We start from the raw sequence: 26,058 nt of genomic DNA on the forward strand, positions 1-26,058 counted from the left end.
CATGACCCGGCCGCTGCTGTGGCTGCTGATGTGTGTGATTCCTGCGCTGGCGACGGCGCAGGATGAGCCGTTGCGCGTGGCCTACAAGGGCGAGCTGCTGTCGCTGAATACCACGCAACTGACTGCTCGCGAGGCGTTGCCTTCATCGCTGGACACGCCGCTGGGCAGTTTGTGGAAGGTGTTCGTTTACGCGTGGCTGGTGGATACCGGTGCTCGCGAGCCGGCTTATGAGTGTCGTGGGCAGTCGAAGGAAGAAGTCTATTGCTGCACGGCGGGCGGGAAGATTGAGCGTGATCAGGCGCTGGTGAAATCCTGCGGGCTGTATTTCGAGCCGGCGCGGTTGGGCATAACCGCTGGCGATTGGAGAGCCTATTGGCAGACGCGACCGGCGCCGTCGTGGTTGCTGGATTTGCCATCGGTGCAACCGGCTACTCGGGTGTCCGTGGCTGACTTGTTGAAGGTTTTATCCTGGTTGCCGGCTCAGGATCAGATGCGCCGCGTGCTTCTTGATGTCGTCTTGAACGCGGCGGACGGCAATGTTGTCGGTGAGCTTGGCGGACGTTTGCGGGTGAAGACCTGGAGCTGGCTCGGCGATCAGGATCCGCAATCACGTCAGGGCGGTTTCGCTGGCTGGACGGCAGATGGATCGCCGATCTGGGCCGGTGGCCGGGGCACCAGTCAGATGGTTCTGCGGCATTACGGTTCGGCGTTGGCGACGGTTTTGCCCGCGTCATGGCCGGCGGAAGCGGGAAGTTGCGTTGAGGTCGGACTGTTCTCGCGTTATCCGGTTTCGCGGGTTCTGGCAGGTGAACGCGTTGCTGGCTCCGGCCCGTTGCAGGGTGATTACCGCGTCGAATTCGCCAACGGCAATGCGCTGGATATCCACAGTGAAGGCGAACTGTTTCTGCTCAACGACAAGCTTGTGGCGCGGCTGGAACGCGAAGAGTACGTCGCCCGGGTGTTGGAGCGCGAAGCCAAACCGGAACCTGCCGAAGCGGCCAAAGCGTTGGCCGTGGCGATTCGCACGTATCTGCTGCAAAACGCCACGCGCAATGGCGAATGTCTGAGCATCGACGACAGCAGCACCCGCCAACGTGTCGCACCACGTCCAGCCTCCGCCGAATCACGCAACATCGCCGCATGGACGGCGGATCTGGTGCTGGCCGGCAGCACCGTCACCTATCACTCCGATCAACCCGGCCCCGACAAACTCGCCTGGCAGCAGGCCGTCGAACAAGCCAATGCCGGCCAGCGTTACGACGCGATCCTGCTGCATGCTTATCCGCGCGCGAGCCTCAGCCGTTGGGACAACCCGGTGGCGTCCTGCGAAGCGCTGCCCGCCGCGCAGGACTGGCTGCAAAAGCAACGGCGCGGCTGGCGTCCGAAGCTGGAAAGCGAAACCGGCTACAGCGAAGTCAGCACATTCGCCGTCTGCAAACTCGCCTTCGGCCGCCCCTTCGTCGACCGCGAACGCCAGCGCATCTACGTGCGCGGCGTGCTGTCGTTACAGGATCGTCTCGACCTGACTCACGAATACTTGCACCTGGCCTTTGAAGCACACCCCAACGGCCAGGATGAAACCTATATCGAAGGGCTCGCCCGTCACCTTTTGCTGGAATAGACCATGACACACCGTTATCCACAGGTCTTGCTGTTGCTTTGCGCGTTCGCCGCTGTTTCGCCGGTGATCGCCGCTGACGGCGTCAAACTCGACACCCCGGTCGGCGGCTGGCGCAGCGGCGCGCCTGAAGGCGAGGGCGAAAGCTTTCGCCAGACGGTCAACTACCCGGCCTCCTCGGTGAACACCCCCCTCGGCCAGGCCAACACCGCGCGCATCAGCGGCGAAATCAAGGCCACCCCGAAAAACAAAGAGCCCGGCCGCCTGATCGTCAACGGCGTCAGCATGCCCCTGAAAATCGACGACAGCGGCCGCTTTGATCGCCCGTTCTCCTTCCCCAACGGCAGCAACAGCGTTGAAGTCCGCAGCCCCGACGGTCAGCAACGGCATCGTACGCAATTCCTCAACACCAGCGGCGGCGCCACTCCGGCGAAACTTCGGGTGTTGCTGGCGTGGGACAGTGACGGCACCGACCTCGATCTGCACCTGATCACACCCGACGGCGCACACATCTGGTACGGCGATCGCGTCGCCCCCAACGGCGCGGCCCTGGACGTCGACGTGACCACCGGTTACGGCCCGGAAATCTTCGCCATGCCGGCGCCGATCAAGGGGCAGTATCTGGTGTATGTGAATTATTTTGGCGGTGGGTATCGCGGGGATGATGAAGGTGAGGAAGAGGCGGTACAGCCGCTGACTACGGCGCAGGTGACGGTGATTACCGAGGAAGGGACACCCAGCGAGAAGATGGAGACGTTCCTGGTGCCGATGCGGGCGGTGGGGGAGTTGACGTTGGTGAAGGCGTTTAGTTATCCGTGAGGGTAATTGGGCAGCAGGTTGCTGCCCAATTCCATTCAATCACTCAGGTCGCTAATTCAGGTCGGAAGCTGCTGGTGGTCAGACGCTTGAGCGCAATATCAAGAGACTGATCATCGAACAGTTTGCTCTTGCGCGCCGCAGCACCGGCGCCACCGTCCCAGTGCTTCAATGCTTCGCGCACTGCCGGAACGGTCGCCGATACTCCCTCCCGGCTCAGCAGCCAGTCAACGGTCGCAAGTAACTCCATGCCAAATGGCGATTCAAAACCGTCAATGAGCTGAGCCGTGCGTTCCAAGGCTTGAGAGTATTCCTTGGCCTCAGTCTTGAGATAAGTCTGCAAAAAGGCTTTGCGTTCCTGATCAAACCAAATCACATCGTTTATTCCGGCGTCACTGATTCGCTTGTCACAGTGCAGATAACTGCCATCAAGGTTGTCGAGCAGATGTTCCAGACGATTAGCGTACGGGCCGTATTTATGTGCGACAAACTTGAGGTTGAGCGGGTTCTCGGTGTCCGGCAGCTTCTCGATCGCGCGCTCAAGAAACCAGGCCAGTTTCTGGATTTCCAGCAGGCTGCACTCCATGCCCAACACCCAATAGCGTCGAACCAGCTCGGCGATTAGGGCACGAGCCGGTGTGAGTTTCTCCACACCGCTGCGCTTGGCGACATTCAGATATTGATTGGTAGGCTCGAACACCAGTACGTCGGCATCCAGATCACCCAAAACCTCAACGATTTGTTCGCGGACTTCAGGCCACTTCAATCCACCATTACCAGCACCTAGTGGGGGAACCGCGACGGACTTCACATCGTTCTCAATCAGAAAACGACGCAGGTCATGCAAGCCTTCTGTTATCCAGGCCATCTGCGAAGGTGAACGCCAGTGACGTTTGGTCGGGAAGTTGACGATCCAGCGAGGCCCATCAAGCTCATTGGTGGCGGTCACGTGCATCTTGCCGGTTTCTACTTCCCCGGCCTTGCACGCCGCTGCATATACGCGGTAGTTCTGTGCAAAGCGTTCTTTGAACATCAATGCGATGCCTTTGCCCATCACGCCAACGGTATTCACCGTGTTGACGAGGGCTTCGGTCTTGGCTTCCAGCAGGTTGCCTTGGGTGAATCTGATCATTGGAAATACCATTTGGGACGCGCATGGACTGGCAACGTCAGGCCTCTGGCGGCGACGTCTTGTTCTATGCGTTCTTTCATTGCATCGGTGTGGCACATGATGCCCAGTAGTCCCGTAATCGGCAGGTGATGGTGGATCAGCGCTTCAGCCTGATAACGCTCCATTTTCCGAGGGTCATCAGGATCGCGTTTAAAGTCGCGCCGTTGAAGGATAGACCAATCGATCTGGTCGAGATTCGCCAGATCGCTGTAATAGTCTGTCCAACTCGGATAGGCATGTGCGTTTGTGAAGACAAACGGCAGGCCGAGCTCTTTAACGCGATAAAGGCTTGAGACGAGAATTACGATTTCGTCATTGCTGCGTTGCTGCACACTCCAGCCGGAGTGGATGTTCTGCATCATCACCGAGAAGGGCGTGAAATAGAAGGGCACGTAGTCGGCCAGGACGCCCTCGGGTGCGATAGGCACCTGACGGGAACGGCGCTTGTCGATCAAGTCGACGTTGCCGATGTTCACGTACTGAGCTGACTGTACTTCCGAGTTCGCGCAATGCAGACCGTTGTCCAGAATCCAGGGCAGGTTATCGCGATGGACGATACGCCAAATCAGAGCTTTCTCTGGATTCAGGCTGGTGTAGTTCATTTATAGGAACATTCCGGGGTTCACGCTGATAGGGGTCACGAGTTTGGCCACGCGCATTTTAGCCTCACAAAGTGTTTTAACCTCCTCGTTCGGAACATAAATCCTCGAAAAGGTTTTGGGATTTACGACTCTCGGAGAAAGGCATTCGGCCATGCAGACGTTTTTGCATTCGGAATTCTGGTAGGCCCGGGTGTTCATTAACTCCCAATTGATCGCTTCAAAACCTTCGTTGTATTCCAGCACCTGGATGTCGTCATCAGCGAGCGGGTGCCGAGGGATGACTTTCCAGCCATTCTGCTTGGCAAATGTCCGAAAGACCGAAATCAGGACAAATTTATCTTTTGGCCGATCAAGCTGCACTCGCCCATCAAACGGGTTCGCAGCAAACCAATGGAAAGGTACAAAGCGATCAAGGTTATAAGCTTTGCGCTTCTTGATAATTTCGCTGTCCGCTACGTCGGTAAAACCTTCAAGGTCTGCGCGGGGCTTTAGGCCGTCCTTGAAAATCCCATTCAGGTTTTCAACGGAGGTGAGGTGGTATACGAAGAATTGATCCTTGATGTTGACTTCCGACATTGTGGTCTCCTTGACCTGCGCATCAACCTAAACTGGATTCAGTCCCGGCCTCGCCCCGTGCTGATGTAACCCTCGATCCGTGGGGGTTGGTAGAACAGTTGATGTGATTCTAGTGTGCCATCACTTTTAACCACAAGCCCCATAAGGAAATGGGCTGGTCAACGTCAAACAGCACAACTCCTGCGCTCACTCCTCATCAAAATAATCGCGATCCAGCGTCGGCAATCGCAACAAGCGAGATGTCACACCTACCTCATGATCCAGCATCAGGTGCACCAGCCGCATACCGTCGACCAACACAATTCCATCCACCGATTTGGCGAAGTCGACAGCGTTAGCCGTAAAGCCAGAAGTGGTAATAAACACACCACGTTTGGCTTTTTGTCCGGCGAGCGCGCCATAGAACGCCTGTAACTCAGGTCGGCCAACCGTGTTCTGCCAACGCTTGGCCTGAACGTAAACCTTCTCCAGCCCCAATTTATCGAGCGAGATAATGCCGTCGATGCCGGCATCACCAGAACCTCCGACGATGAACATGCCTTCAAAAATGATTATTCGGAAACGTTGCAAAAGTTTGCACTTGATCAGATTGAAGAGACCGAAATAGGGGAGGAAGAAGCTTCCAAGCTCTTGGAATACACGTTTGTTTATCTCAAGTCTGGGCCGGAGATATCACTTTGTGCGGAGGCAGACGACCTATTTTCACTCAGCCTTGATGTTGATTGCCAAAGCCCAGAACGCATAGTTTTGAGAGATCAGCACAGTGGTGAGTTTAATTTTTTCCCTGCGCATAACGTTGCACTGATCAATATGCCACTGACCCAGTATCAAAGCGCGGCTCGTATCTCGATGGACGAGTTGGCGAACAGTTGATCTCTTCATGTCGTCAAATTTCAGGCATTAAAAAGCCGGCTTGTGGCCGGCTTCTCGGGGACTGGCTTGGTTTATTTTTGGTAAACCGCGCCAGCCTTCAAAACGTACATCCGGATCTTGCGTCCGGCTGTGGGACTTGGTCAGACAGTGGTCTGCCGCGTCAGGCGTCATCTGGGCCGCTTGGCGGGTCGATGCGCGAATGTGGGGCGCAGGATACTGAGTTTTGTTGGGGATTCCCAGTCTCAAGTGCGGATTAGAGCGATTTCTGCGGCAGGACGCGGGGATTTGTACCGTGTAGCCGGGCCTCTTTGCAGGCTAGCCAAGGGCCGGGAGTGACAGAGGGTCAGAGAAACGGCACCACCGGTCGCCGCTTGCCCAGCGTCGACCACCAGAACACCCACCCCAATACATGAATCCTCTGCTCCTCGATCTGCGCGGCGCGGAAGATTTCGTCCGGGTATTCGGCGCTGTTGTGGCTGCGCAGGCGCAGGGCGTTGCCGGGCATGCGGTGCAGGTATTTGATGCGCAGCATGCCGTCGTGCTCGATGGCGTAGATTTCGCCGTCCACCACCTGGGTGAGGCCGCGGTCGATGGCGAGGGTGGAGCCGTCTTCGATTTTCTCGGCCATGCTGTTGCCGATCATGTGGGTGCAGATGGCGTCGGAGTGGCGGATTTCCAGGGCTTCGAGGTGGCTGCGGGGCAGGCGGATGGTTTGGTCCGGGTCTTTGATGACGTGGGTCTTGTCGGAGCCAGGGGCAGTGGGGGCTTCCTTGTAGAGCGGCAATTCGATGTCGTTGGTTTCGAGCACCGTGTAGACGCCGCGAATGGCATGGGCATCGAGAATGTCGCCCGAGTCCGTATGCAGGTGCGGGGCCTCTTTCGGGCCTTCGCCGGTCTTCAGCCATTGGCTGTTGACGGACAGCAGGCGTGCGACCTCTTCCAGGCGGTACGCGGGTACGCCCCGGGTGTACCAGTTATGAACGTTTTGGGCTTCCGTGCCCCAGAACTTTGCGAATCCCGTGGTGGTGATGTTCGCAGCTTCCAGGAGTGCCTTGAATCTTGGACCGCTAGTGTTCTTTCTCATAAACGCGAGTCTACGGCCGGCCTAGAGCGGTTTGAATAAACCTTGCGTTCAAAATCAGGGCAAATTTTGCGACGGGATGTAAGACGTCATTGTGGGAAATTACACACACTAAAACTTTTCTGTAGGCCGCTATAAACAAGCTGTTTAAGCACTGGGCGGCCAGGCACAAAAAACCCCGGATCAACCGGGGTTTTCTTCAAGCGTGTCGCAGGTCGCGAGGCTTAGCCTTTGTAGGCAGCAACCGACTTGGTGATCGCGGCGCGGGCGGCGTCTGCACCGTCCCAGCCTTCGATTTTCACCCATTTGCCTTTTTCGAGATCTTTGTAGTTCGCGAAGAAGTGCTCGATCTGCTGGATCAGCAGGGCTGGCAGGTCGGTGTATTCCTTGACGTCCACGTACAGCTGGGACAGCTTGTCGTGCGGAACTGCGATGACTTTGGCATCGCCGCCGCCGTCGTCGGTCATGTTCAGGATGCCGACCGGACGGGCGCGGATTACCGAACCTGGAGCAACCGGGTAAGGGGTTACGACCAGGACGTCCAGGGGATCACCGTCGTCAGCCAGGGTGTTTGGGATGTAACCGTAGTTGGCCGGGTAGAACATCGGGGTGGCCATGAAACGGTCAACGAACAGGCAATCGCTGTCTTTGTCGATTTCGTATTTGATCGGCGCGTGGTTGGCCGGGATCTCGATCGCGACGTAGATGTCGTTCGGCAGGTCTTTGCCAGCCGGAATCTTGCTGTAGCTCATTGGGCGTTGCCCCCGTTAGTTGACCAAAAACACTTGGCCGGATTGACCAAAAAGTGGCGGCGATTATAGGCATATTCTGCCGTGGACGCCACGTACCGGAAGTCGTGCAGACCTTTACTCGTGAGCCTGATAGACCGGGTCGGTGGCTTGAAGTTGCTTCAGGCGGGCCAACGGATCCTGGCGGTAGAAAAGGCGCAACTGCGCATACACCTGTGGATAAGCCTCGTGCAGCAGATCCGGAGCGCTGAAGAAGTACTCGCTGGTGACGGCGAAGAATTCGGCCGGGTTCTCGGCGGCATACGGGTCGATGGCGGTTTCGGCATCGGGGTTGCGGTCGAGCTGGCGATTGAGGTCGTCGTATGCCGTCTGCATCACCTCGGCCCAGTCGCTGACCCGCATATCGGCGTGCAGCGGTGGCAGGCCGTTGGCGTCGCCGTTGAGCATGTCGAGTTTGTGTGCGAGTTCGTGGATCACCAGGTTATAGCCTTCCCAGCCACCACTGGCCATCACGCCGGGCCAGGCGAGGATGATTGGCCCTTGTTGCCACGCTTCGCCGCTGTGTTCGCCGTCCCATTCATGCTCGACGCCGCTGGCATCGCGATGGCGTTGGGGGCTGAGGAAGTCGTCGGGGTAGAGGACGATTTCGTGGAAACCCTGATACCAGTTCAGATCGCCGAGATGCAAAAGCGGCAATTGGGCCTGGGCGGCGAGCAGCAGGCGCTGTTCCTGATGCAGTTCGACGCCGGGCAGGGCGGTCAGGTGTTTGTCTTCGAGGAACAGCACGCTGGCTTCGCGCAGCCACTGGTCTTGCGCGGCAGTGATGCCATCGAGAAAGCTCAGGTGATGACGCACCCGCTGCCACATATCGTCGGCAATCGGGTGCTTGGCCAGAATGCGCCGGCGGCGCCAGGCGCTCAGCGACCACATCGGCTTAGTGCGATTGGGCTTTGGCGCCGCCGAAACGGCTGCGAATCACGCCGATGATCATCGGTACCAGCGACAGCAGGATGATGCCGACCACCAGCAGCGACAGGTTCTTCTTGATGAACGGCACGTTGCCGAAGAAGTAACCGAGCGTGACCAGACCGCCGACCCACAGGACGGTGCCGAACACGCTGAAACCGAAGAAACGCGGGTAAGGCATTTTCGCGACACCGGCAACGAACGGTGCAAAGGTGCGGATGATCGGCAGGAAGCGCGCCAGGGTCACGGTTTTGCCGCCGTGCTTGTCGTAGAAATCGTGGGTCTGTTGCAGGTAATCGCGGCGGAAGATCTTCGAGTTCGGATTGCTGAACAGTTTTTCGCCCGCCGTTCGTCCGATCACGTAGTTGGTGCTGTCGCCCAGGATCGCCGCGAGCATCAGCAGCCCCGCCAGCAACACCGGGTCCATGCCACCACCCGCAGCCACGGCACCGGCGATGAACAACAGGGAATCACCCGGCAGGAATGGCATCACCACCAGACCGGTCTCGCAGAAGATCACCAGAAACAGGATGGCGTAGATCCATGGCCCGTAATTATTCACCAGCAGGTCGAGGTAAACGTCGAGATGCAGGATAAGGTCGAGCGGGTTGAAATCCATGGAGGCACCTGTGGTGATGGCCTGACTCGGCAGGCCTGTGCGGATGACTTCGTGTAAGCCTACAAGCGGGTGTAGTTTTTCTTACAAGCCGGAAAGATCGGGATTATACGGGCTGAGGGGTGAAAAGCGTGTTGGTTTTGTAGCGGGGGATGTCGGTGTGAACAAATGTCGGGTTGGAATTTATTTCGGGGAGGGCGTTCGCTTCCTCCCCGCCGTACGCCCGGCGATCAGAGCTCGTCGCTGATCGGCAGCACGTAGTTCTTGAACTCGGTGTCTTCCTTGAACCCGATGGATTCGTAGGTTTTCTGCGCGACTTCGTTGTCGGCACTGGTGGAGACGCGCATGCGCACAGCCTGGGTTTCCTTGGCCATTTTCTTTGCGGTGCGGATCAGGTTGTCGGCCACCAGTTGGCGGCGGGCGTCTTCGGCGACGTAGATGTCGTTGAGGATCCACACGCGCTTGAGCGACAGGGAGGAAAAGCTCGGATAGAGCTGGCAGAAGCCCATGAGCTTCTTGTCGTCGTCATCGGCCAGCGCCAGGTAGATCACCGATTCCTTGCGTCGCAGGCGCTTTTCGAGAAACGCCCGGGACGAGTCCGGATAGGGCAGGGAGCCGTAAAACTCGCGGTACTTAACGAACAACGGGGTCAGCAAATCCAGGTGTTCGAGGGTCGCTTGGATAATCCGCATGGTAGGTCTCGTCCTTCAAGTGGCTGTCTTCACGTGCTCTGACGGCGATGGGAAACCCGGGCGGCCGTGAATCGATCCTGCCTCAAACCTGCGCAGAAAGGCAATGCGGAAACGGTTCAGGCTGGGGGCGGATCGAGCAGGAAATTACTCTTCATGTCTGCACCGGCTTCCGATTCCAGCGTCTGAACCTGCGCCTCGTCCTTCAGATTGACGCCCGACAGCTGTCGCCGACAGGCTTCGCGCATCAGGTACAGCAGGCGATGCGCCGCCATACCGTAGCTGAGCCCTTCCAGCCGCACGTTGGAGATGCAATTGCGGTAAGCATCCGTGAGACCGACCTTTGGATTGTAGGTGAAATATAAACCCAGGCTGTCCGGCGAACTGAGGCCCGGACGCTCTCCGATCAGCATCACGACCATTTTGGCGCCCAGCAATTGGCCGATTTCATCGCCAATCGCCACCCGCCCTTGTTCCACCAGCACCACCGGCGCGGTCGACCATTGGTCGGCGCTCATCTGTTCCTCCAGTCGGGTCAGGAACGGCAGGGTATGCCGATGCACCGCCAGCGCCGAGAGACCGTCCGCCACAACGATTACCAGATCTACACCGCCCGGATGCGTCTGGGCGTAGTCGCGCAGGGTCTGGGCGGATTGATCGCTCAATTTGCGCCCCAGATCCGGGCGTTGCAGGTAGCTGTTGCGATCCACCGCCGCGCTGTGCAGCAGCAGACTTTCGCGCCGGCGTTCAGCCAGTTGGGCGCTGAGCCCGGCGTGATCGAACGGCAAATGCACTGCGTCCCGGGCCTGCGCGTGGGCGTATTGGAAATCCAGTTGTGCGCGGGTCGGCAGGCTGGTGCCGGTGCGACCGAGGGCGATGCGCGCCGGGGTCAGACGACGCAGCTCCAGCCACGGGTTTTGCGGATCGACGGGCGGTTTTTCCATCTGACTCATCCCAGTTGCGCCAAGGCCTGGCGGAAAGCCGGCGGCAGGTTGTTGCCGAAGCGGACCTTGCCGTCCGCCTGGGTGAAGATGCCCATGTTCGCCAGCCACTGCTCGAACTCCGGTGCCGGCTTCAGGCCCAGGGTCTGACGCGCGTAGAGCGCGTCGTGGAACGAGGTGGTCTGGTAGTTGAGCATGATGTCGTCGGAGCCGGGAATGCCCATGATGAAGTTGATCCCGGCCACGCCCAGCAGGGTCAGCAGGGTGTCCATGTCGTCCTGGTCGGCTTCGGCGTGGTTGGTGTAGCAGATATCGCAGCCCATCGGCACGCCGAGCAACTTGCCGCAGAAGTGGTCTTCGAGGCCGGCGCGGATGATCTGTTTGCCGTTGTAGAGGTATTCCGGGCCGATGAATCCTACAACGGTGTTCACCAGGAACGGCTTGAAATGGCGCGCCACGGCGTAGGCCCTTGTCTCGCAGGTCTGCTGATCGACGCCGTGGTGGGCGTTGGCCGACAACGCGCTGCCCTGACCGGTCTCGAAATACATCAGGTTCTGCCCGAGGGTGCCTCGATTGAGGCTCAGGCCCGCTTCATAACCTTCTCGCAAAATGTTCAGGTTGATACCGAAACTGGCGTTGGCCGCTTCGGTGCCGGCAATCGACTGAAACACCAGATCCAGCGGCACGCCACGGTTGATCGCTTCTATAGAAGTGGTGACGTGGGTCAGCACACAGGCCTGGGTCGGAATGTCGTAGCGCTGGATGATCGCGTCGAGCATTTCCAGCATCGCGCAGATCGAGGCGATGCTGTCGGTGGCCGGGTTGATGCCGATCATGGCGTCGCCGTTGCCGTACAGCAGCCCGTCGAGAATGCTCGCCGCGATGCCGGACGGTTCATCGGTCGGGTGATTGGGTTGCAGCCTTGTGGATAACCTTCCACGCAGGCCGAGGGTTCCGCGAAATTTGGTGACGACGCGGATCTTCTGCGCCACCAGTACCAGATCCTGCACGCGCATGATCTTCGACACGGCGGCGACCATTTCCGGTGTCAGGCCGGGGGCCAGAGCACGCAGGCTGGACTCGTCGGCCGCCTCGCTCAACAGCCAGTCGCGAAAGCCGCCAACCGTTAGATGGCTGACAACCGCGAAGGCCTGTTTGTCATGGCTGTCGATGATCAGCCGGGTGACTTCATCGGCTTCGTAGGGAATCAGCGCTTCCTGCAGGAAATGCGTGAGCGGAATGTCGGCCAGCGCCATTTGCGCGGCCACTCGCTCGCCATCGTTGAGCGCGGCGACGCCGGCCAGGAAATCCCCGGAACGTGCCGGACTGGCCTTGGCCATCACGTCCTTGAGGTTGTCGAAGCGGTAGGTCTGGGCGCCGACGGTATGGGCAAATGCGGCCATTGGGCGCGTTCCTCCTGAATGAATGCTTTTAGTGCAGGCACCGAGCCTGAGGCCCGGTGCCGGTGCAATCCGGATAACGTTCAGACACTTTCGAGCATAGCGTCTGCCGGTGCTTCGGAGCGTTGTTTGGCGGTCAGCTGGAAATACAGGTAACCGGCGGCCATGAAACCGAGGAATACACAGCCGATCAGCGTGTTGAACCAGGCCATGGCCACCAGGCACACCAGCGCCAGGAACAGCGCGATGGCCGGCACCACCGGATAGCCCGGCGCGCGGAAGGTGCGCTCCAGATTCGGCTCGGTTTTGCGCAGTTTGAACAGGCTGAGCATGCTGATGATGTACATCACGATGGCGCCGAACACCGACATGGTGATCATCGCCGCCGTCAGGGTCATGCCTTGCAGATTGACCAGTCCGTCGCTGTAGATCGCCGCGATGCCGACCACGCCGCCGGCCAGGATCGCCCGGTGCGGGGTCTGGAAACGCGAGAGTTTCGCCAGGCCTTTCGGCAGGTAACCGGCCCGGGCCAGGGCGAAGAACTGCCGCGAGTAGCCGAGGATGATCCCGTGGAAACTCGCCACCAGCCCGAACAGACCGATCCACACCAGCATGTGCATCCAGGTCGAATTGTTGCCGACTACCGCTTTCATCGCCTGCGGCAGCGGGTCGTTGATGTTCGACAACTGGCGCCAGTCGCCGACGCCGCCGGCCATCACCATCACGCCGATGGCCAGGAACACCAGGGTCAGGATGCCGCTGACGTAGGCCCGTGGAATCGTGCGTTTCGGGTCCTTGGCTTCCTCGGCCGCCATGGCCGCGCCTTCGATGGCTAGGAAGAACCAGATTGCGAAGGGGATCGCCGCGAAAATGCCGGGAATCGAGCCCATCGTGAACTCATTGGCGCCAGACCAGCCATTCAGCACGAAGTTGCTGAAGCTGAAGCCCGGTGCCACCACGCCCATGAACACCAGCAGTTCGGCGACGGCGAGCACGGTAACCACCAGCTCGAAAGTCGCAGCGATGCTGACGCCGAGAATGTTCAACGTCATGAACACGAAATACGCACCGACTGCCGCGAGTTTGGGGTCGAGCCCCGGATATTGCACATTCAGATACGCGCCGATGGCCATGGCGATGGCCGGCGGGGCGAACACGAATTCGATCAGGGTGGCGATCCCGGCGATCAATCCGCCTTTCTCGCCGAATGCCCGGCGGCTGTAGGCAAACGGCCCGCCTGCATGGGGAATCGCGGTGGTCAGTTCGGTGAAGCTGAAGATGAAACAGGTGTACATGGTCGCGACCATCAGGGCCGTGACCAGGAAACCCAGGGTTCCCGCCGTGCCCCAGCCATAACTCCAGCCGAAGTATTCGCCGGAAATCACCAGGCCGACGGCAATGCCCCAGAGGTGCAGGGTGCCGAGTGTGGGTTTGAGCTGTGTGGTGGAAGTCATAAGTCCTCTCTGTCTTTTTTATTGTTCGATCTGTTGGACTTTCAGGTGCAGCGGTTGAGTGGGTGGATGCTGTTCACGCAGCGGCAGTGTTCATGCAAATCCTGAATGACAGGTACGCAAGGCCCGTGCCAGAGCGGCCAGGCCATGTGTGGTGTGTCAGTCAGGACGCTATCGCCGGCAAGCCGGCTCCCACGAGGATCTGCGCAAGCCCCAGCAGCACCAAAACCTGTGGGAGCTGGCTTGCCAGCGATGGCCAGTTAAAGGGCAACACAGGACTCCCTGTATTGCCCCGAGGTTTTAGAAGAAGCCCAGCGGGTTGATGTCGTAGCTCACCAGCAGGTTTTTGGTCTGTTGGTAATGGTCGAGCATCATCTTGTGGGTTTCACGGCCGACGCCGGACTTCTTGTACCCGCCGAACGCGGCATGCGCCGGGTACAGGTGGTAGCAGTTGGTCCACACGCGACCGGCCTTGATGGCGCGGCCCACGCGATAGGCGCGGTTGATGTCGCGGGTCCAGAGGCCGGCACCCAGGCCGAACTCGGTGTCGTTGGCAATTGCCAGGGCTTCGGCTTCGTCCTTGAAGGTGGTGATGCTCACCACCGGGCCGAAGATTTCTTCCTGGAACACACGCATTTTGTTGGTGCCCTTGAGCAGGGTTGGCTGGATGTAATAACCGGAGGCCAGGTTGCCTTCGAGTTTTTCCACTTTGCCGCCGGTCAGCAGTTCGGCCCCTTCGCCCTTGGCGATTTCCAGGTACGAAAGGATCTTGTCGAATTGCTGCTCGGACGCCTGGGCGCCGACCATGGTGTCGGTGTCGAGTGGGTCACCCCGTTTGATCTGGCTGACCTTTTTCATCACCGCTTCCATGAACTGCGGATAGATCGACTCCTGAACCAGTGCGCGGGACGGGCAGGTGCAGACTTCGCCCTGGTTGAAGAACGCCAGTACCAGACCTTCAGCGGCTTTTTCGATGAAGCTTGGCTCGGCCTGCATGATGTCTTCGAAGAAGATGTTCGGCGATTTGCCGCCCAGCTCAACGGTCGACGGAATGATGTTCTCGGCAGCGCATTTCATGATGTGCGAGCCGACCGGCGTCGAGCCGGTGAAGGCGATCTTGGCGATGCGCTTGCTGGTGGCCAGGGCTTCGCCGGCTTCTTTGCCGAACCCTTGCACCACGTTCAGCACGCCCGGCGGCAGCAGGTCGCCGATCAGCTCCAGCAGCACGCTGATGCCCAGCGGGGTTTGCTCGGCAGGCTTGAGTACCACGCAGTTGCCGGCGGCGAGGGCCGGGGCGAGTTTCCACGCGGCCATCAGAATCGGGAAGTTCCACGGGATGATCTGGCCGACCACGCCCAGTGGTTCATGGATGTGATAGGCCACGGTGTTGCCATCGATCTCGGCGGCGCTGCCTTCCTGGGCGCGCAGGCACCCGGCGAAATAGCGGAAATGGTCGGCCGCCAGCGGGATGTCGGCGTTGAGGGTTTCGCGGATGGCTTTGCCGTTATCCCAGGTTTCGGTGATCGCCAGGGTTTCGAGGTTCTGCTCGATGCGGTCGGCGATTTTCAGCAGGATCAGCGAACGTGCCTGGGCGGAAGTCGAGCCCCAGGCATCGGCAGCGGCATGGGCGGCGTCAAGAGCTTTTTCGATGTCTTCGGCCGTGGAACGCGGGAATTCGGCAATCGGTTGGCCATTCACAGGCGAGGTGTTGGTGAAGTACTGACCTTTGACAGGCGCGACGAACTCGCCGCCGATGTAGTTACCGTACTTGCTCTTGAACGAGACTTTGGCGCCGTCAGTACCGGGGTGAGCGTAACGCATGATGTTCTCCTTGGCTGTTGTATTTATCAGAGAGACGCGCATGAGCGCTTGCTATAAGCGTAGAGCAAAGGTCGGGCCACTGCCGTGCAGGTCAGGCAAATCAAGGCCTTGCGCGATTCCCGTCGGACAAGTGGCAAGCGTCTGTGACGCTATCGGTACAGCTTGGGTGACAGTTTGTACCGCTTCTGGCACAACCCGTGACCGGGCAGTCTTGCCAGCATTGCAAAGACCGGTTGGCTGGAGGATGCTGGGCACCACTTCACGCATGGGCCGATGAGCCTCGGGGAGAATAATAAGAAATGCACGACAACCATTTGAGTCGCCATGCCCAACAGGTTCTCACCGTCACCCAGGGCAAACCGCACCTGCATGGTCCCGGTGCCGACCCGTCGATTGCCCGCTCGTGGCTGCGTTGTCTTGAGGACTATCACCTCGACCCGGCCCTGACCATGGCGCCGACCGTGCTCGAACACGGTCGTGTCCTTGAAAGCCGCGAACGGTTGCAACAGGTGTTGCAGATCGCCGGCAATGAAATGAGCAGCCTGCATCAACAGCTCTCCGGCGCCGGCCACGCGGTACTGCTGACCGACGCGCGCGGGGTGATCCTCAACTGCGTCACCGCCCCCGCCGAACGCAAGATCTTTGAACGCGCCGGCCTGTGGCTGGGCTCCGACTGGAGCGAGGCCTGCGAAGGCACCAACGGCATCGGCACCTGCCTGGTGGAGCGCCAGGCCCTGACCATTCATCAAGACGAACACTTTCGCGGCCGCCACACCGGCCTGACCTGCTCGGCGAGCCCGGTGTTCGACCCGCATGGCGAACTGCTGGCGGTGCTCGACGTTTCCTCGGCGCGACACGACGTCTCGCGCCAGAGCCAGTTCCACACCATGGCACTGGTCAATCTGTCGGCGAAGATGATCGAGAGCTGCTATTTCCTGCGCTGCTTCGATAACCAATGGTTGCTGCGTTTCCATCTCCAGGCCGAATCCGTCGGGCTGTTCAGCGAAGGTTTGCTGGCGTTTGACGGGGAAGGGCGGATCAGCGCAGTCAATCAGAGTGCATTGAACCTGCTCGGGCATATTCGCGGCGGCCTGCTCGGCAAACCGGTGGAGGCGTTTTTCGATTGTTCGCTGGATGAATTGCTCGGGCGCGCCAGTGCCAATGCCAGCGCCAGTTGGCCGTTGCGCACCCGTGACGGTCGGCATCTGTTTGCGGTGCTGCGCGGCGAAACCCGTCGGCCGTTGCCGGTCGCGCCGGCTCCCGCGCTTGTCCAGGCGCCGCGCCTTGCAGGTATTTGCCTCGGTGATGCGGCGTTGCAGGCAGATTTCCGCAAGTCGCTGCGAGTGTTCGAACGCGACGTGCCACTGCTGATCAACGGCGAAACCGGTTCCGGCAAAGAGGCGTTCGCCAAGGCTGTGCATAACGCCAGTCAGCGCGCCGGCAAAGCGTTCGTCGCCCTCAACTGCGCGGCGATTCCCGAAAGCCTGATCGAGAGCGAACTGTTTGGGTATCGCGGGGGCAGTTTCACCGGCGCGCGCAAGGACGGCATGCGCGGCAAGTTACAGCAGGCCGATGGCGGCACGCTGTTCCTCGATGAAATCGGCGACATGCCGCTGGCCTTGCAGACCCGACTGCTGCGAGTGCTCGAAGACCGGCAAGTGGTGCCGATCGGCGGCGAGCCGGAAGCGGTCAACGTGCGGATCATCAGCGCCACTCACCGCAATCTGCTGGAGCGGGTTGGCGACGGCAGTTTCCGTGAAGACCTTTACTACCGGCTCAACGGGCTGGAAGTCGCGTTGCCGCCGTTGCGCGAGCGCAGTGACAAGTCGCAGTTGCTGGATTTCCTGCTGGCCGAAGAGGCAGGCGGGGAAACGATCCTGATCGAAGCGCCGGCGCGGCAGGCATTACTCGGGTTCAACTGGCCGGGCAATGTGCGGCAGATGCGCAATGTGCTGCGCACGCTGGCGGCGTTGTGCGATGAAGGTCGGATCGGGCTCGATGATCTGCCCGCGATGTTCCGGCAGGTGCAGCCGCTCCTGGTCAAGGTCGATGAGTCGTCGTCCGAGCATCCGCTGGAAGATGCCGAGCGGATGGCCTTGCTCAATGCCTTGGAGCACACCCGCTGGCACATGACCCACACGGCGCAGCAGTTGGGCGTCAGTCGCAATACGCTTTATAGAAAGCTGCGCAAGCACGGGATTGCCCGAACCGCCTGAATCTTCGTGCTGATCGTTCCCACGCTCTGCGTGGGAATGCCTCCCCGGACGCTCCGCGTCCGCTTTTGGACGCAGAGCGTCCTGCGCTGCATTCCCACGCGGAGCGTGGGAACGATCAAGGTCGGGTGATCAGCTAAAGAGTGCCATTTCCCCCTCCCTGCGCTAACCTGCGGCCATGTTTTACGAGGTCGACTATGCACATTCATATTCTGGGTATCTGCGGGACTTTCATGGGCTCGATGGCGGTTCTGGCCAAAGAGCTGGGCCATCACGTGACCGGCTCCGATGCCAACGTCTATCCGCCGATGAGCACTCAGCTCGAAGCCCAGGGCATTGAGCTGACCCAGGGTTACGACCCGGCGCAGCTCGATCCGGCACCGGATCTGGTGGTGATCGGTAACGCCATGTCCCGCGGCAACCCGGCAGTGGAATATGTGCTGAACAAAGGCCTGCCGTACGTCTCCGGCCCGCAATGGCTGGCCGACCATGTGCTGCAAGGGCGCTGGGTGCTGGCGGTTGCCGGTACACACGGCAAGACCACCACCAGCAGCATGCTCGCCTGGGTGCTGGAACATGCCGGCATGAGCCCGGGCTTCCTGATCGGCGGCGTGCCGCAGAATTTCTCGGTGTCGGCGCGTCTGGGCGGCACGCCGTTCTTCGTGATCGAGGCCGACGAATACGACAGCGCGTTCTTCGACAAGCGTTCGAAGTTCGTCCACTACCGTCCGCGCACGGCGATCCTCAACAACCTTGAGTTCGATCACGCCGACATTTTCCCTGACTTGCCAGCCATCGAGCGGCAGTTCCACCATTTGGTGCGAACCATCCCCAGCGAAGGCCTGGTGATTCACCCGACCACCGAACCGGCCCTGCAGCGTGTGATCGAGATGGGCTGCTGGACCCCGGTGCAAACCACCGGTGCTGGCGGTCAGTGGCAGGTCAAGTTACTGAAAGACGACGGCTCGGCGTTCGAAGTGATGTTCGAAGGCGTGCCCCAAGGCGTGGTCGAGTGGGAATTGACCGGCCAGCACAACGTCGCCAACGCATTGGCCACTCTGGCGGCGGCGCGTCACGTCGGCGTTGTGCCGTCGATGGGCATCGCCGGGTTGAGCGCGTTCAAGAGCGTGAAGCGCCGGATGGAGAAAGTCGCGGAAGTACGGGGAATCACCATCTACGATGACTTCGCCCACCACCCGACCGCGATTGCCACCACCCTTGATGGCCTGCGCAAACGTATCGGCGATGCGCCGCTGATCGCGATCATCGAGCCGCGCTCCAACTCGATGAAGCTCGGCGCCCACCGTGACGGTCTGCCGGACAGCGTGGTCGATGCCGATCAGGTGATCTGGTACGCCCCGGCCAACCTCGGCTGGGATCTGGCCGGCACCGCCGCGCTGTGCACGGTGCCGTCGATTGTCAGCGACTCGCTGGAAGGCATCATCGAGCGCGTGAAGAGCCAGGCCCAGCCCGGCACCCATGTGGTGATCATGAGCAACGGCGGCTTCGGCGGCCTGCATGGCAAACTCGCCGAGGCGCTGAAATGAGCACTTTTTCCCGTGACGGCGGCCCGGAACGCATCACGCTGGCGATGACCGGCGCGTCCGGCGCCCAGTACGGTTTGCGCCTGCTGGACTGTCTGGTGCGCGAGGATCGCGAGGTGCACTTCCTGATCTCCAAGGCCGCGCAACTGGTGATGGCCACCGAGACGGATGTGTCGCTGCCGGCCAAGCCGCAAATGATGCAGGCGTTCCTCACTGAATACACCGGCGCGGCCGCCGGACAGATTCGGGTCTACGGCAAGGAAGACTGGATGTCGCCGGTGGCCTCGGGCTCCGGCGCTCCGGCGGCGATGGTGGTGGTGCCGTGTTCGACCGGCACCTTGTCGGCCATCGCCACCGGCGCCTGCAACAACTTGATCGAACGGGCGGCGGACGTCACCTTGAAGGAGCGTCGCCAGTTGATTCTGGTGCCGCGCGAAGCGCCGTATTCGAGCATTCACCTGGAGCACATGCTCAAGCTGTCGAACATGGGTGTAACCATCCTGCCAGCCTCGCCGGGCTTCTATCACCAGCCGCAGACCATCGATGACCTGATCGATTTCGTGGTGGCGCGGATTCTCAATCTGCTGGGCATTCCCCAGGACATGCTGCCGCGCTGGGGCGAACACCACCTGAGCAGCGATGAATAAGCTGCTGGCGATCGCGCTGGCGCTGCAACTCACCGGCTGCGCCACGGTGCGCACGCTGGATGCCGCCAAGCCCGGCGCGCCGGTGGTGTATTCCGGCACGCGGCTGGACCTGTACGCCCTGAACGGTGGCTGTTGTGCGATGGACCGGTTCGGCGCGGAGGCCCCGAGCTATCCCGGAGTGGATCTGCCGGCCAGCGCACTGCTCGATACGCTGCTGTTGCCGTTGTCGCTGCTGACGGTGATTGGTGTAGGGTTTCAGGCGACTGGCGGACTGTAAGAATCAAAGGCTCGACCACGCAGGGTCGAGCCTTTGAAACGTCCTACAGCGTGATCGTTTCGGACGGAAAGACGATGTGGTTGGAGAAAACGTCCTGTCCTGCCGGCAACTCAATAATGCGTTTTCCGGCTGTCGCCACGTCATCGATCAACTCGTCATATTCATTCCGGTTCAATTCCCCTGCCCGTGTGCGTGCCTCGATGGCGTCAACGGCGTTCTGATCCGATCCAGTGGCGCGTGTCAGCGCCTGCAGATGGATGTCTTCCACTGTCGCCGCGCGAGTCATGCTTGAGTTGACCAGCCAGACGCGCCTCGACGTGAAGCCGATCGACGACATCGAAACATGACCCTCCATCTTCATGCTCGGGAACCACGTTGTGCCGTCCGCAGGGCTTCGTTCGAGTCGCGTCGGGTTGTAGACGCGATTGTCTTGCCCCGCTACGACCTCGACATTGCGGGTATCGAGCAGGTAGCAAAACTGGATGCGCTGAGCAGGGGGCGTCGAGGTACCGTTGACTGGCTGGTGCGCTCCCTTGCCTGCTATTCCCATGGTTTCATTCGCAAAGCCCATGGCGGTCTTCAGGCTGAACATTGCACTGACAGGTATCTCGCTTGTGGCACCCCTTGCCGATATTGCCTGTGGGACCATGGCCGCGGGCCGGGCTATTTCGAAAGGTGTCCGGTTATCCACTTTGAACATGGCGGGCGTATCGGTCCTGTACAGGTAGTTGTGCTTGTTGCGTTTAAAGCCGCTGATGCGCAACAGCCCTTGAAAGAAGGGATCGGTCAGGCTGGCCTTCAAGAGGCTGGTGCCTTCTCCCTGATTTCTCAGTCGGATGATTTCTGCATGGATTTCCGGCAGAAACGGATCGAAGAGTTTTTCGTTGGTTACCCGGCGGGTGCGTTCTTGATGAGTCCTGACCCACCCGGGCAGCTCATCATTGATCAGATTCTTGAACTGTCCGGTTGGCGACAGCTCCTTGCACAATTTCGCCAGTTGCTGGACGGAGAGGTTGTAGGGCTGGAACCGGGCGAGAACCTGCTCTCGTGATTTGAGCGGTGAGTCAGGATTGGTCCACAGCCTCAGGTAGTCGATCAGTTTTTCGCGCCGGGAAGGGTATTTGCGTTGTTTGACCCAGTCAGGCGGTTTCTGATGAAGCGCAACGTCCCGACGAAAGCGCACGATGTCGGGCCCTTCGATCCTGTAAAGATTCCAGATGTCGACGTCCCGCCAGAAGGGGCGCAGGACGGTCTCTTGATGGATCGAATAATCGGTGGCTTTGACGACGATCAGTCCGGCACCTTCACGAAACGCCAGTTGAGTGAGCGGTCCGTGACTGTCATCCAGGCCAGGTTTGCGCTGCATCTCGACATAACCGTGAAAGTTCGACTTGTCGAGATCCCAGGTGTAGTGGCGCTGATCACCGTACGTCGTCGCAGGAGTGTCCCTCGTCTCGGAAATGTCAGGGTCTGGCTGGCGTGGCAAAGGCGATTCCTGGACGTGTGTTTGGGTTGTCGACCGTTGCGGCAACGGGGATTGCTGGTCAGCTGGAGCGCGGTGCAGGGAGACCGATTCAAGGTGTTTCACCCACTCGGCGGGTGTGCGTTTCTGATGCTCCAGAAGCCGGTTGAACATATCGCGATCCATGTCCGGGCCCAGCCAGCGACGAAGCTCGTCAAACAGATAAACGTTTTCCATCCGGTCTGGCCGGACTCTGGCCCACTGAGGCTTCTTGCCGGTGCTGTGGGCTTCGGTGCGAAAGCGGGTGATATCGGTGCCTTGCAGTCCGTAGAGATTCCAGATGTCGCGGTCCGTCCAGGCGGACAGCAATCGGGCTGGCTGATCGATGGGATAAGCAGGCCGCTCAACACTGACAAACGATCCGTTATCGTCCCGGAAGGCGTGGTGCGACCGAGGTCCGACGGAATCGTCCAGCCGCATTTTCCGGTGCATGACCACGTAGCCGTGGTGGTGAGTCGTGGCGCTGTCCCACACGTAATGCCGGGTGTCGATGTAAACCGGTGGCGTGTTTGATTGTGTGAGGGGCGCAAGAGCCTGTTGTGACGTGTCCTGCGAGCTGACTGCCGGTCGATGGGCCGCAGATTCGATCAGAACGCCGGTTTCGGGTGGCTCGCCAACTCGCCAGGTATTGCTTTGTGCGTCGAAATGCAGGGCCGGGCCGGAGGGGTGTGCTTCCTTTGGTCGCATGGCTCGATAGGTTCCGGCGCCGTCGTCCCAGCCCACCATCACGGTACCGGTCGAGGTGTATTGAACCTCGGCGTAAATACGCCCCCGGTAGATACGCAATCCTTGTGTCATGACGGCAGGCAAAAGCGTTCGCTCCTGTGGTGGCAGCGCGTACTCAAGAATGTTTTCGGCCGGGCGAAGGCTATCGGAGGACGTACTCTCCCGGACTGCGGGAGCCAGGTCCTGGATCAGTAACCCGGGCAATGATTCGCTTGAGGTCAGCTGTGTCGAATGCTGTTGCCCGGAGGGATTGGCGTCCGGCCCCGCAGGCCGGATCTGGCCTGGACGCTCAAGTCGCGGAATCGACAGGGGGATCGATGTATCGGCTGGAGTGCCGGGGGCGCGGGTGCCTTTCGGTGTGGTCTTTTTGGGTGCCATCAGGCGTCCTTTCATTGATTACCTGCTGTCGGGGGCCGTCCGATGACGACATGACGGATGCAGGTGTGCCAGAGGGCACGTTATCCATGAAGGGGGGAGGGGCGTGTGGTAGATAGATAGGGCGCGGTTGTCGAATCGATTCGGCTCATTTCAGAGAGCAGTTCAACACCGGATCCTCTGACTTCATTGAAAGATGATGGTCTGGATCTGCGTTGAACTGCTTCATGCGCGAACTCACTTGCCGAGTTTGCGCAGCTCATCCGATTCGACGATACGTACTCCGTCCTGCTCTTCCAGTGCCAGGCGCCACATGGCACGGGCCAGTTGGCAGGCTTCGATGCCGCGGTATTTGCCGGGAATCAATTTGGAGAACGGCGCGGCAAGCTGCTCGCCCAGGCGCGGCTCGCTGCGTTCGCCGAGCAGCAGGGAAGGTCGGCAAATGGTCAGTTGCGGCCAGTCCTGCGCGCGCAATGCGTATTCCATCTCGCCTTTGACCCGGTTGTAGAACACCGAGGACCGGCGATCGGCCCCCAGGGCACTGATCACGATCAGGTGGCGTGCACCCATTTCCCGGGCGCGCTTGGCGAATGCCACCACCATGTCCAGATCCACGGCGCGGAACGCCTCTTCGGAGCCGGCCTGTTTGATGGTGGTGCCGAGGCAGCAATAGGCGATATCGACCCGACCGGACAGTTGCGGCAGGAAGGTCTGTGGATCGCCGACCGGATTTTCCAGATGCGGATGTTCAGCCAGCGGCCGGCGTGAGGGGGCAAGGACGCGGCTGATCGTCGGTTCGTTGAGCAGACGGTCGAGCAGATGTTCACCGGTCAGTCCGGTGGCTCCGGCAAGCAGGACATGCTGAGGCGTCAAGTACATAGTGTCTCTCCCTTGATACTGTTCAGCTTAGTTGCTCTTTGTTGCTCCGTCGTTCAACGCAGCACTTTGCAAGGCTTTTCTCGCTTGCTGTTTGCGCAGCAGTTGCCAGTGTGCCAGCACGGTTTTCGGTGCCCAGATCTGCGGTTCAGAGGCCTCGAAGTTGTCCGCCAGTTCGCGCTCGGCGACGGTGGCCTTGGCCAGTTTGAAGGCTTGCTCCAGGTCGTCGGTCTGGTTCAGGGCCTGGGCGAACAGGGCGTCGCCGAAGTAGGTGAAGTTGGCCTCCTCGGAGCAACCGAACGACACGCGGTCGGCGCGCGCGGCGGTCATGATCAGCGTGCGCTCATCCTTCAGCGCCGGAATGAAGCCCCCGGAATAGCACGAGGAAATGACGATGATCTTGTCGCGGTTCTTCAGCGGCGCCAGCACGGCGGCAAGTTCATCGGCGGGCAGGTCGGCCAGTTCCATGCGCGGCTGATCGAGCACCAGTTCGTGTTCGGCGGTGCCGTGGCTGCTCAGGTAGATGAAGACCAGATCTTCCGGGCCGCTGCGTTCGGCCAGGGTCTGGGCTGCGCGGCGCAGGTTTTCGCGGGTGGCCATGGGCCGGTCGCCGAGGTGGTCGCGATGGTTGACCAGGCGAATCTGGCCAAACGCGCCGAAACGGCTGGTGAGCATGTTGGCCACGTAATCGGATTCGCGCAGGAACACACTTTGTTTGCCGTCGCCGCCGAGGGTCAGGGTGTACAGCTCCACTGCCGGGGTCGAGGCCGGCACATTGGCCAGCGCCTCGTCGAGCAGGCGACCCTGGGCCAGCAGGCCGAGTTCGAGGGTGTCGGGCAGCAACTTGCCGTCGGCATCGCGCACGCGCTGGCCGTTGATCCAGGTGCCGCTGAGCACGCTGCCATCGGTGAGCACCAGGGTGCCGCGTCCCGAATAGCTGTCGCTGTCGAATCCGCCGACGTAGAAACTGCCATCGGCCAGGTTCAGCCGGCCCTGACCGCTGAAGCGCCAGTCATTGAAATAGCCGATGTAGTGGCTGCCGTCGGCGCCGATCAGTTCGCCCTTGCCGGTCAGCGCGCCTTCCTTGAACTGCCCGAGCCAGACATCTCCATCGGCGTTTTCGTAGCGGCCCTTGCCGTGCAGTTGATTGTTTTTGAAGCCGCCGACATAGATGTCGCCGTCGGCACTGTTGAATGTACCGTTGCCTTCGAGCTGGCCGTTGACGAAGTGGCCGGTGAACTGATTGCCGCTGGCATCGCCGCGCTGGCCTTCGCCATTGGGTTTGCCGTGGGCGAACTGGCCCTGATAGGAGCTGCCGTCATCCAGCTCGAGACGGCCGAGCCCGGAATACTGGTCGGCCTTGAATTCGCCGCGATAGGTCATCGCATTTTCTTTGAGGGTGCCTTCGCCGTCGCGCCGGCCCAGCTTGAAACCACCGGTGTAGCTGCCGGCCGTGGTGGTCAGCGTGCCCTGGCCGTCGAACAGCCCTTGCTGGAAGTTGCCGCGATAGACCTCGCCATTGCTGCCGTGCCATTCGCCCTGGCCGTGCCATTGCCCCTTGTCGAACGCCCCGGCGTACCAGCTGCCGTTGGGGTAGTCGATCCGGCCCTGACCTTGCAGCAAGCCATCGACCAGTTCACCGCGATAGCGGCCGCCGTCGGGCAGACGCGCATCCGGCGGCAAGAGTGATTCGCCGTCGCCACACGCGGCCAGCAACAGGGTCAAGGCAAGGGGAGCAAGAGGAGCGAATGAGCGCATAGCGGGATCCGGGCAATTAGGCGACCGAGTATGCCGCAGCTATGTGACCTTATACAGCCGGCGGGGAGGAGCGGATGCGAAACAGCGTGAGCCGCTTCGCATCCAGGCGCTTAAACGAAGCAGAGCGACAGCGGTTCGGCGATGTAGGCCGGTTTGTCCGAGCCTTCGATCTCCAGGGTGGCGGTGGCCTTGAGCAGCCACTGGCCAGGTTTTTTCTCGGTCACTTCACCGAGGTCGACCTTGAGCCGGACCTTCGAGTTGACCTTGACCGGCTGGATGAAACGTACGCTGTCCAGACCGTAGTTGACCACCATCTTCACGCCTTGCGGCAGGACCAGTATGTCTTCCATCAGTTTGGGGATCAGCGACAACGACAGAAAACCGTGTGCAATGGTGCTGCCAAATGGCGTTTGCGCGGCTTTGACCGGATCGACATGGATGAACTGGTAATCCCCGGTGGCTTCGGCGAACAGGTTGATGCGCTCCTGATCGATGGTGAGCCATTCGGAACGTCCGAGTTCCTTGCCGACATAATCTTTGAGCTCTGCAACTGGAACATAGGGCATTGAGACTCTCCTTGGGTTCATCGGTTTTATAGTTTTTCAGGTGGGGGATTTGACCGCCCTGCGAACCACTGTAGATCATCATGGCGATTTGCTCAGGTCAACCGACCATGCTTTTGGCGAATGCCGATCCATAGCGCAGGCGTGCTTATAATGCCGACGACTTGCAGGTTGGAAAGTAAGACGG

At 60.2% G+C, this 26,058-nt stretch carries 23 protein-coding genes and 1 pseudogene; 7 read left to right on the forward strand and 17 right to left on the reverse strand.

Features of this window, described 5'->3' with window-relative positions; all coding sequences use genetic code 11:
* The first annotated feature begins 1 nt into the window (after nt 1).
* Complete coding sequence (locus AC1MDC_RS12375) at nt 2-1,621, forward strand: DUF2300 domain-containing protein (protein ID WP_480393067.1); 1,620 nt, start codon at nt 2-4, stop codon at nt 1,619-1,621.
* A 3-nt stretch (nt 1,622-1,624) separates the two neighbouring features.
* A complete protein-coding gene (locus AC1MDC_RS12380; protein ID WP_480393068.1) occupies nt 1,625-2,437 on the forward strand; it encodes a YfaP family protein in 813 nt (270 codons plus the stop codon).
* A gap of 43 nt (nt 2,438-2,480) precedes the next feature.
* Here the strand turns inward: AC1MDC_RS12380 and darG are convergent, their stop codons facing one another.
* The 4 genes and pseudogenes from darG to AC1MDC_RS12400 all read right to left on the reverse strand — a co-directional run.
* On the reverse strand, nt 2,481-3,566 hold the full coding sequence (gene darG, locus AC1MDC_RS12385; RefSeq protein ID WP_480393069.1) for a type II toxin-antitoxin system antitoxin DNA ADP-ribosyl glycohydrolase DarG: 1,086 nt from the start codon (nt 3,564-3,566) through the stop codon (nt 2,481-2,483).
* Nucleotides 3,563-4,207 (reverse strand): type II toxin-antitoxin system toxin DNA ADP-ribosyl transferase DarT, encoded by a 645-nt coding sequence (gene darT, locus AC1MDC_RS12390; RefSeq protein ID WP_480393070.1) that lies wholly within the window; start codon nt 4,205-4,207, stop codon nt 3,563-3,565. The genes darG and darT overlap by 4 nt, the downstream gene beginning before the upstream one ends.
* A complete protein-coding gene (locus tag AC1MDC_RS12395; RefSeq protein WP_480393071.1) occupies nt 4,208-4,783 on the reverse strand; it encodes a DarT ssDNA thymidine ADP-ribosyltransferase family protein in 576 nt (191 codons plus the stop codon).
* Between the two features lie 186 nt (nt 4,784-4,969).
* A pseudogene (locus AC1MDC_RS12400) lies at nt 4,970-5,311 on the reverse strand (restriction endonuclease); the annotation flags it as partial.
* 36 nt (nt 5,312-5,347) lie between these two features.
* Here AC1MDC_RS12400 and AC1MDC_RS12405 point away from each other — a divergent pair.
* Nucleotides 5,348-5,656 (forward strand): hypothetical protein, encoded by a 309-nt coding sequence (locus AC1MDC_RS12405; RefSeq protein WP_480393072.1) that lies wholly within the window; start codon nt 5,348-5,350, stop codon nt 5,654-5,656.
* A 343-nt stretch (nt 5,657-5,999) separates the two neighbouring features.
* Here AC1MDC_RS12405 and AC1MDC_RS12410 read toward each other — a convergent pair whose 3' ends face one another.
* The 9 genes from AC1MDC_RS12410 to exaC all read right to left on the reverse strand — a co-directional run bounded on the left by AC1MDC_RS12410 (nt 6,000) and on the right by exaC (nt 15,370).
* Nucleotides 6,000-6,740, reverse strand: coding sequence for a S24 family peptidase (locus tag AC1MDC_RS12410; protein ID WP_085697633.1), 741 nt, complete (start codon nt 6,738-6,740; stop codon nt 6,000-6,002).
* 221 nt (nt 6,741-6,961) lie between these two features.
* Nucleotides 6,962-7,489: an inorganic diphosphatase gene (gene ppa / locus AC1MDC_RS12415; protein ID WP_007933577.1), complete on the reverse strand. Its 528-nt coding sequence runs from the start codon at nt 7,487-7,489 to the stop codon at nt 6,962-6,964.
* A 114-nt stretch (nt 7,490-7,603) separates the two neighbouring features.
* On the reverse strand, nt 7,604-8,416 hold the full coding sequence (locus AC1MDC_RS12420; RefSeq protein WP_085703095.1) for a M90 family metallopeptidase: 813 nt from the start codon (nt 8,414-8,416) through the stop codon (nt 7,604-7,606).
* A 4-nt stretch (nt 8,417-8,420) separates the two neighbouring features.
* Nucleotides 8,421-9,071: a DedA family protein gene (locus AC1MDC_RS12425; protein WP_085697631.1), complete on the reverse strand. Its 651-nt coding sequence runs from the start codon at nt 9,069-9,071 to the stop codon at nt 8,421-8,423.
* A 227-nt stretch (nt 9,072-9,298) separates the two neighbouring features.
* Nucleotides 9,299-9,760 (reverse strand): GNAT family N-acetyltransferase, encoded by a 462-nt coding sequence (locus tag AC1MDC_RS12430; RefSeq protein ID WP_007958617.1) that lies wholly within the window; start codon nt 9,758-9,760, stop codon nt 9,299-9,301.
* Nucleotides 9,761-9,876: 116 nt separating this feature from the next.
* Nucleotides 9,877-10,710 (reverse strand): ethanolamine ammonia-lyase subunit EutC, encoded by an 834-nt coding sequence (eutC, locus tag AC1MDC_RS12435; RefSeq protein ID WP_371917917.1) that lies wholly within the window; start codon nt 10,708-10,710, stop codon nt 9,877-9,879.
* On the reverse strand, nt 10,707-12,101 hold the full coding sequence (locus AC1MDC_RS12440; RefSeq protein ID WP_480393073.1) for an ethanolamine ammonia-lyase subunit EutB: 1,395 nt from the start codon (nt 12,099-12,101) through the stop codon (nt 10,707-10,709). Before AC1MDC_RS12440 ends, eutC begins: the two co-directional genes overlap by 4 nt.
* A gap of 80 nt (nt 12,102-12,181) precedes the next feature.
* Nucleotides 12,182-13,552, reverse strand: coding sequence for an ethanolamine permease (gene eat, locus AC1MDC_RS12445; RefSeq protein ID WP_085703097.1), 1,371 nt, complete (start codon nt 13,550-13,552; stop codon nt 12,182-12,184).
* Between the two features lie 297 nt (nt 13,553-13,849).
* Complete coding sequence (gene exaC, locus AC1MDC_RS12450; protein WP_085703098.1) at nt 13,850-15,370, reverse strand: acetaldehyde dehydrogenase ExaC; 1,521 nt, start codon at nt 15,368-15,370, stop codon at nt 13,850-13,852.
* A 299-nt stretch (nt 15,371-15,669) separates the two neighbouring features.
* Here exaC and AC1MDC_RS12455 point away from each other — a divergent pair, with 299 nt between their 5' ends.
* From AC1MDC_RS12455 to AC1MDC_RS12470, 4 genes are all read left to right on the forward strand, one after another.
* Nucleotides 15,670-17,586, forward strand: a complete 1,917-nt coding sequence (locus AC1MDC_RS12455) for a sigma-54-dependent Fis family transcriptional regulator (RefSeq protein WP_480393074.1) — start codon at nt 15,670-15,672, stop codon at nt 17,584-17,586.
* A 194-nt stretch (nt 17,587-17,780) separates the two neighbouring features.
* Nucleotides 17,781-19,130 carry a UDP-N-acetylmuramate:L-alanyl-gamma-D-glutamyl-meso-diaminopimelate ligase gene (gene mpl / locus AC1MDC_RS12460; RefSeq protein ID WP_227233645.1) on the forward strand — a complete coding sequence of 450 codons (1,350 nt, stop codon included), beginning with the start codon at nt 17,781-17,783 and terminating at the stop codon, nt 19,128-19,130.
* The gene (ubiX, locus tag AC1MDC_RS12465) at nt 19,127-19,774 is read left to right on the forward strand and encodes a flavin prenyltransferase UbiX (protein WP_266200632.1); all 648 of its coding nucleotides are present in this window, start codon (nt 19,127-19,129) and stop codon (nt 19,772-19,774) included. Before mpl ends, ubiX begins: the two co-directional genes overlap by 4 nt.
* Nucleotides 19,767-20,051 (forward strand): YceK/YidQ family lipoprotein, encoded by a 285-nt coding sequence (locus AC1MDC_RS12470; protein ID WP_480393075.1) that lies wholly within the window; start codon nt 19,767-19,769, stop codon nt 20,049-20,051. The genes ubiX and AC1MDC_RS12470 overlap by 8 nt, the downstream gene beginning before the upstream one ends.
* A 43-nt stretch (nt 20,052-20,094) precedes the next feature.
* Here AC1MDC_RS12470 and AC1MDC_RS12475 read toward each other — a convergent pair whose 3' ends face one another.
* The 4 genes from AC1MDC_RS12475 to AC1MDC_RS12490 all read right to left on the reverse strand — a co-directional run bounded on the left by AC1MDC_RS12475 (nt 20,095) and on the right by AC1MDC_RS12490 (nt 25,874).
* Entirely contained in the window at nt 20,095-22,692 is a 2,598-nt protein-coding gene (locus tag AC1MDC_RS12475; RefSeq protein ID WP_480393076.1) for a hypothetical protein, read from the reverse strand.
* 219 nt (nt 22,693-22,911) lie between these two features.
* On the reverse strand, nt 22,912-23,553 hold the full coding sequence (locus tag AC1MDC_RS12480; protein ID WP_085697622.1) for an oxidoreductase: 642 nt from the start codon (nt 23,551-23,553) through the stop codon (nt 22,912-22,914).
* A gap of 27 nt (nt 23,554-23,580) precedes the next feature.
* A complete protein-coding gene (locus AC1MDC_RS12485) occupies nt 23,581-25,308 on the reverse strand; it encodes a C13 family peptidase (RefSeq protein WP_480393077.1) in 1,728 nt (575 codons plus the stop codon).
* A 110-nt stretch (nt 25,309-25,418) separates the two neighbouring features.
* Nucleotides 25,419-25,874 carry a MaoC family dehydratase gene (locus AC1MDC_RS12490; RefSeq protein WP_034153755.1) on the reverse strand — a complete coding sequence of 152 codons (456 nt, stop codon included), beginning with the start codon at nt 25,872-25,874 and terminating at the stop codon, nt 25,419-25,421.
* Nucleotides 25,875-26,058: the final 184 nt, after the last annotated feature.

It is taken from the genome of Pseudomonas sp. 1 (assembly GCF_056626735.1).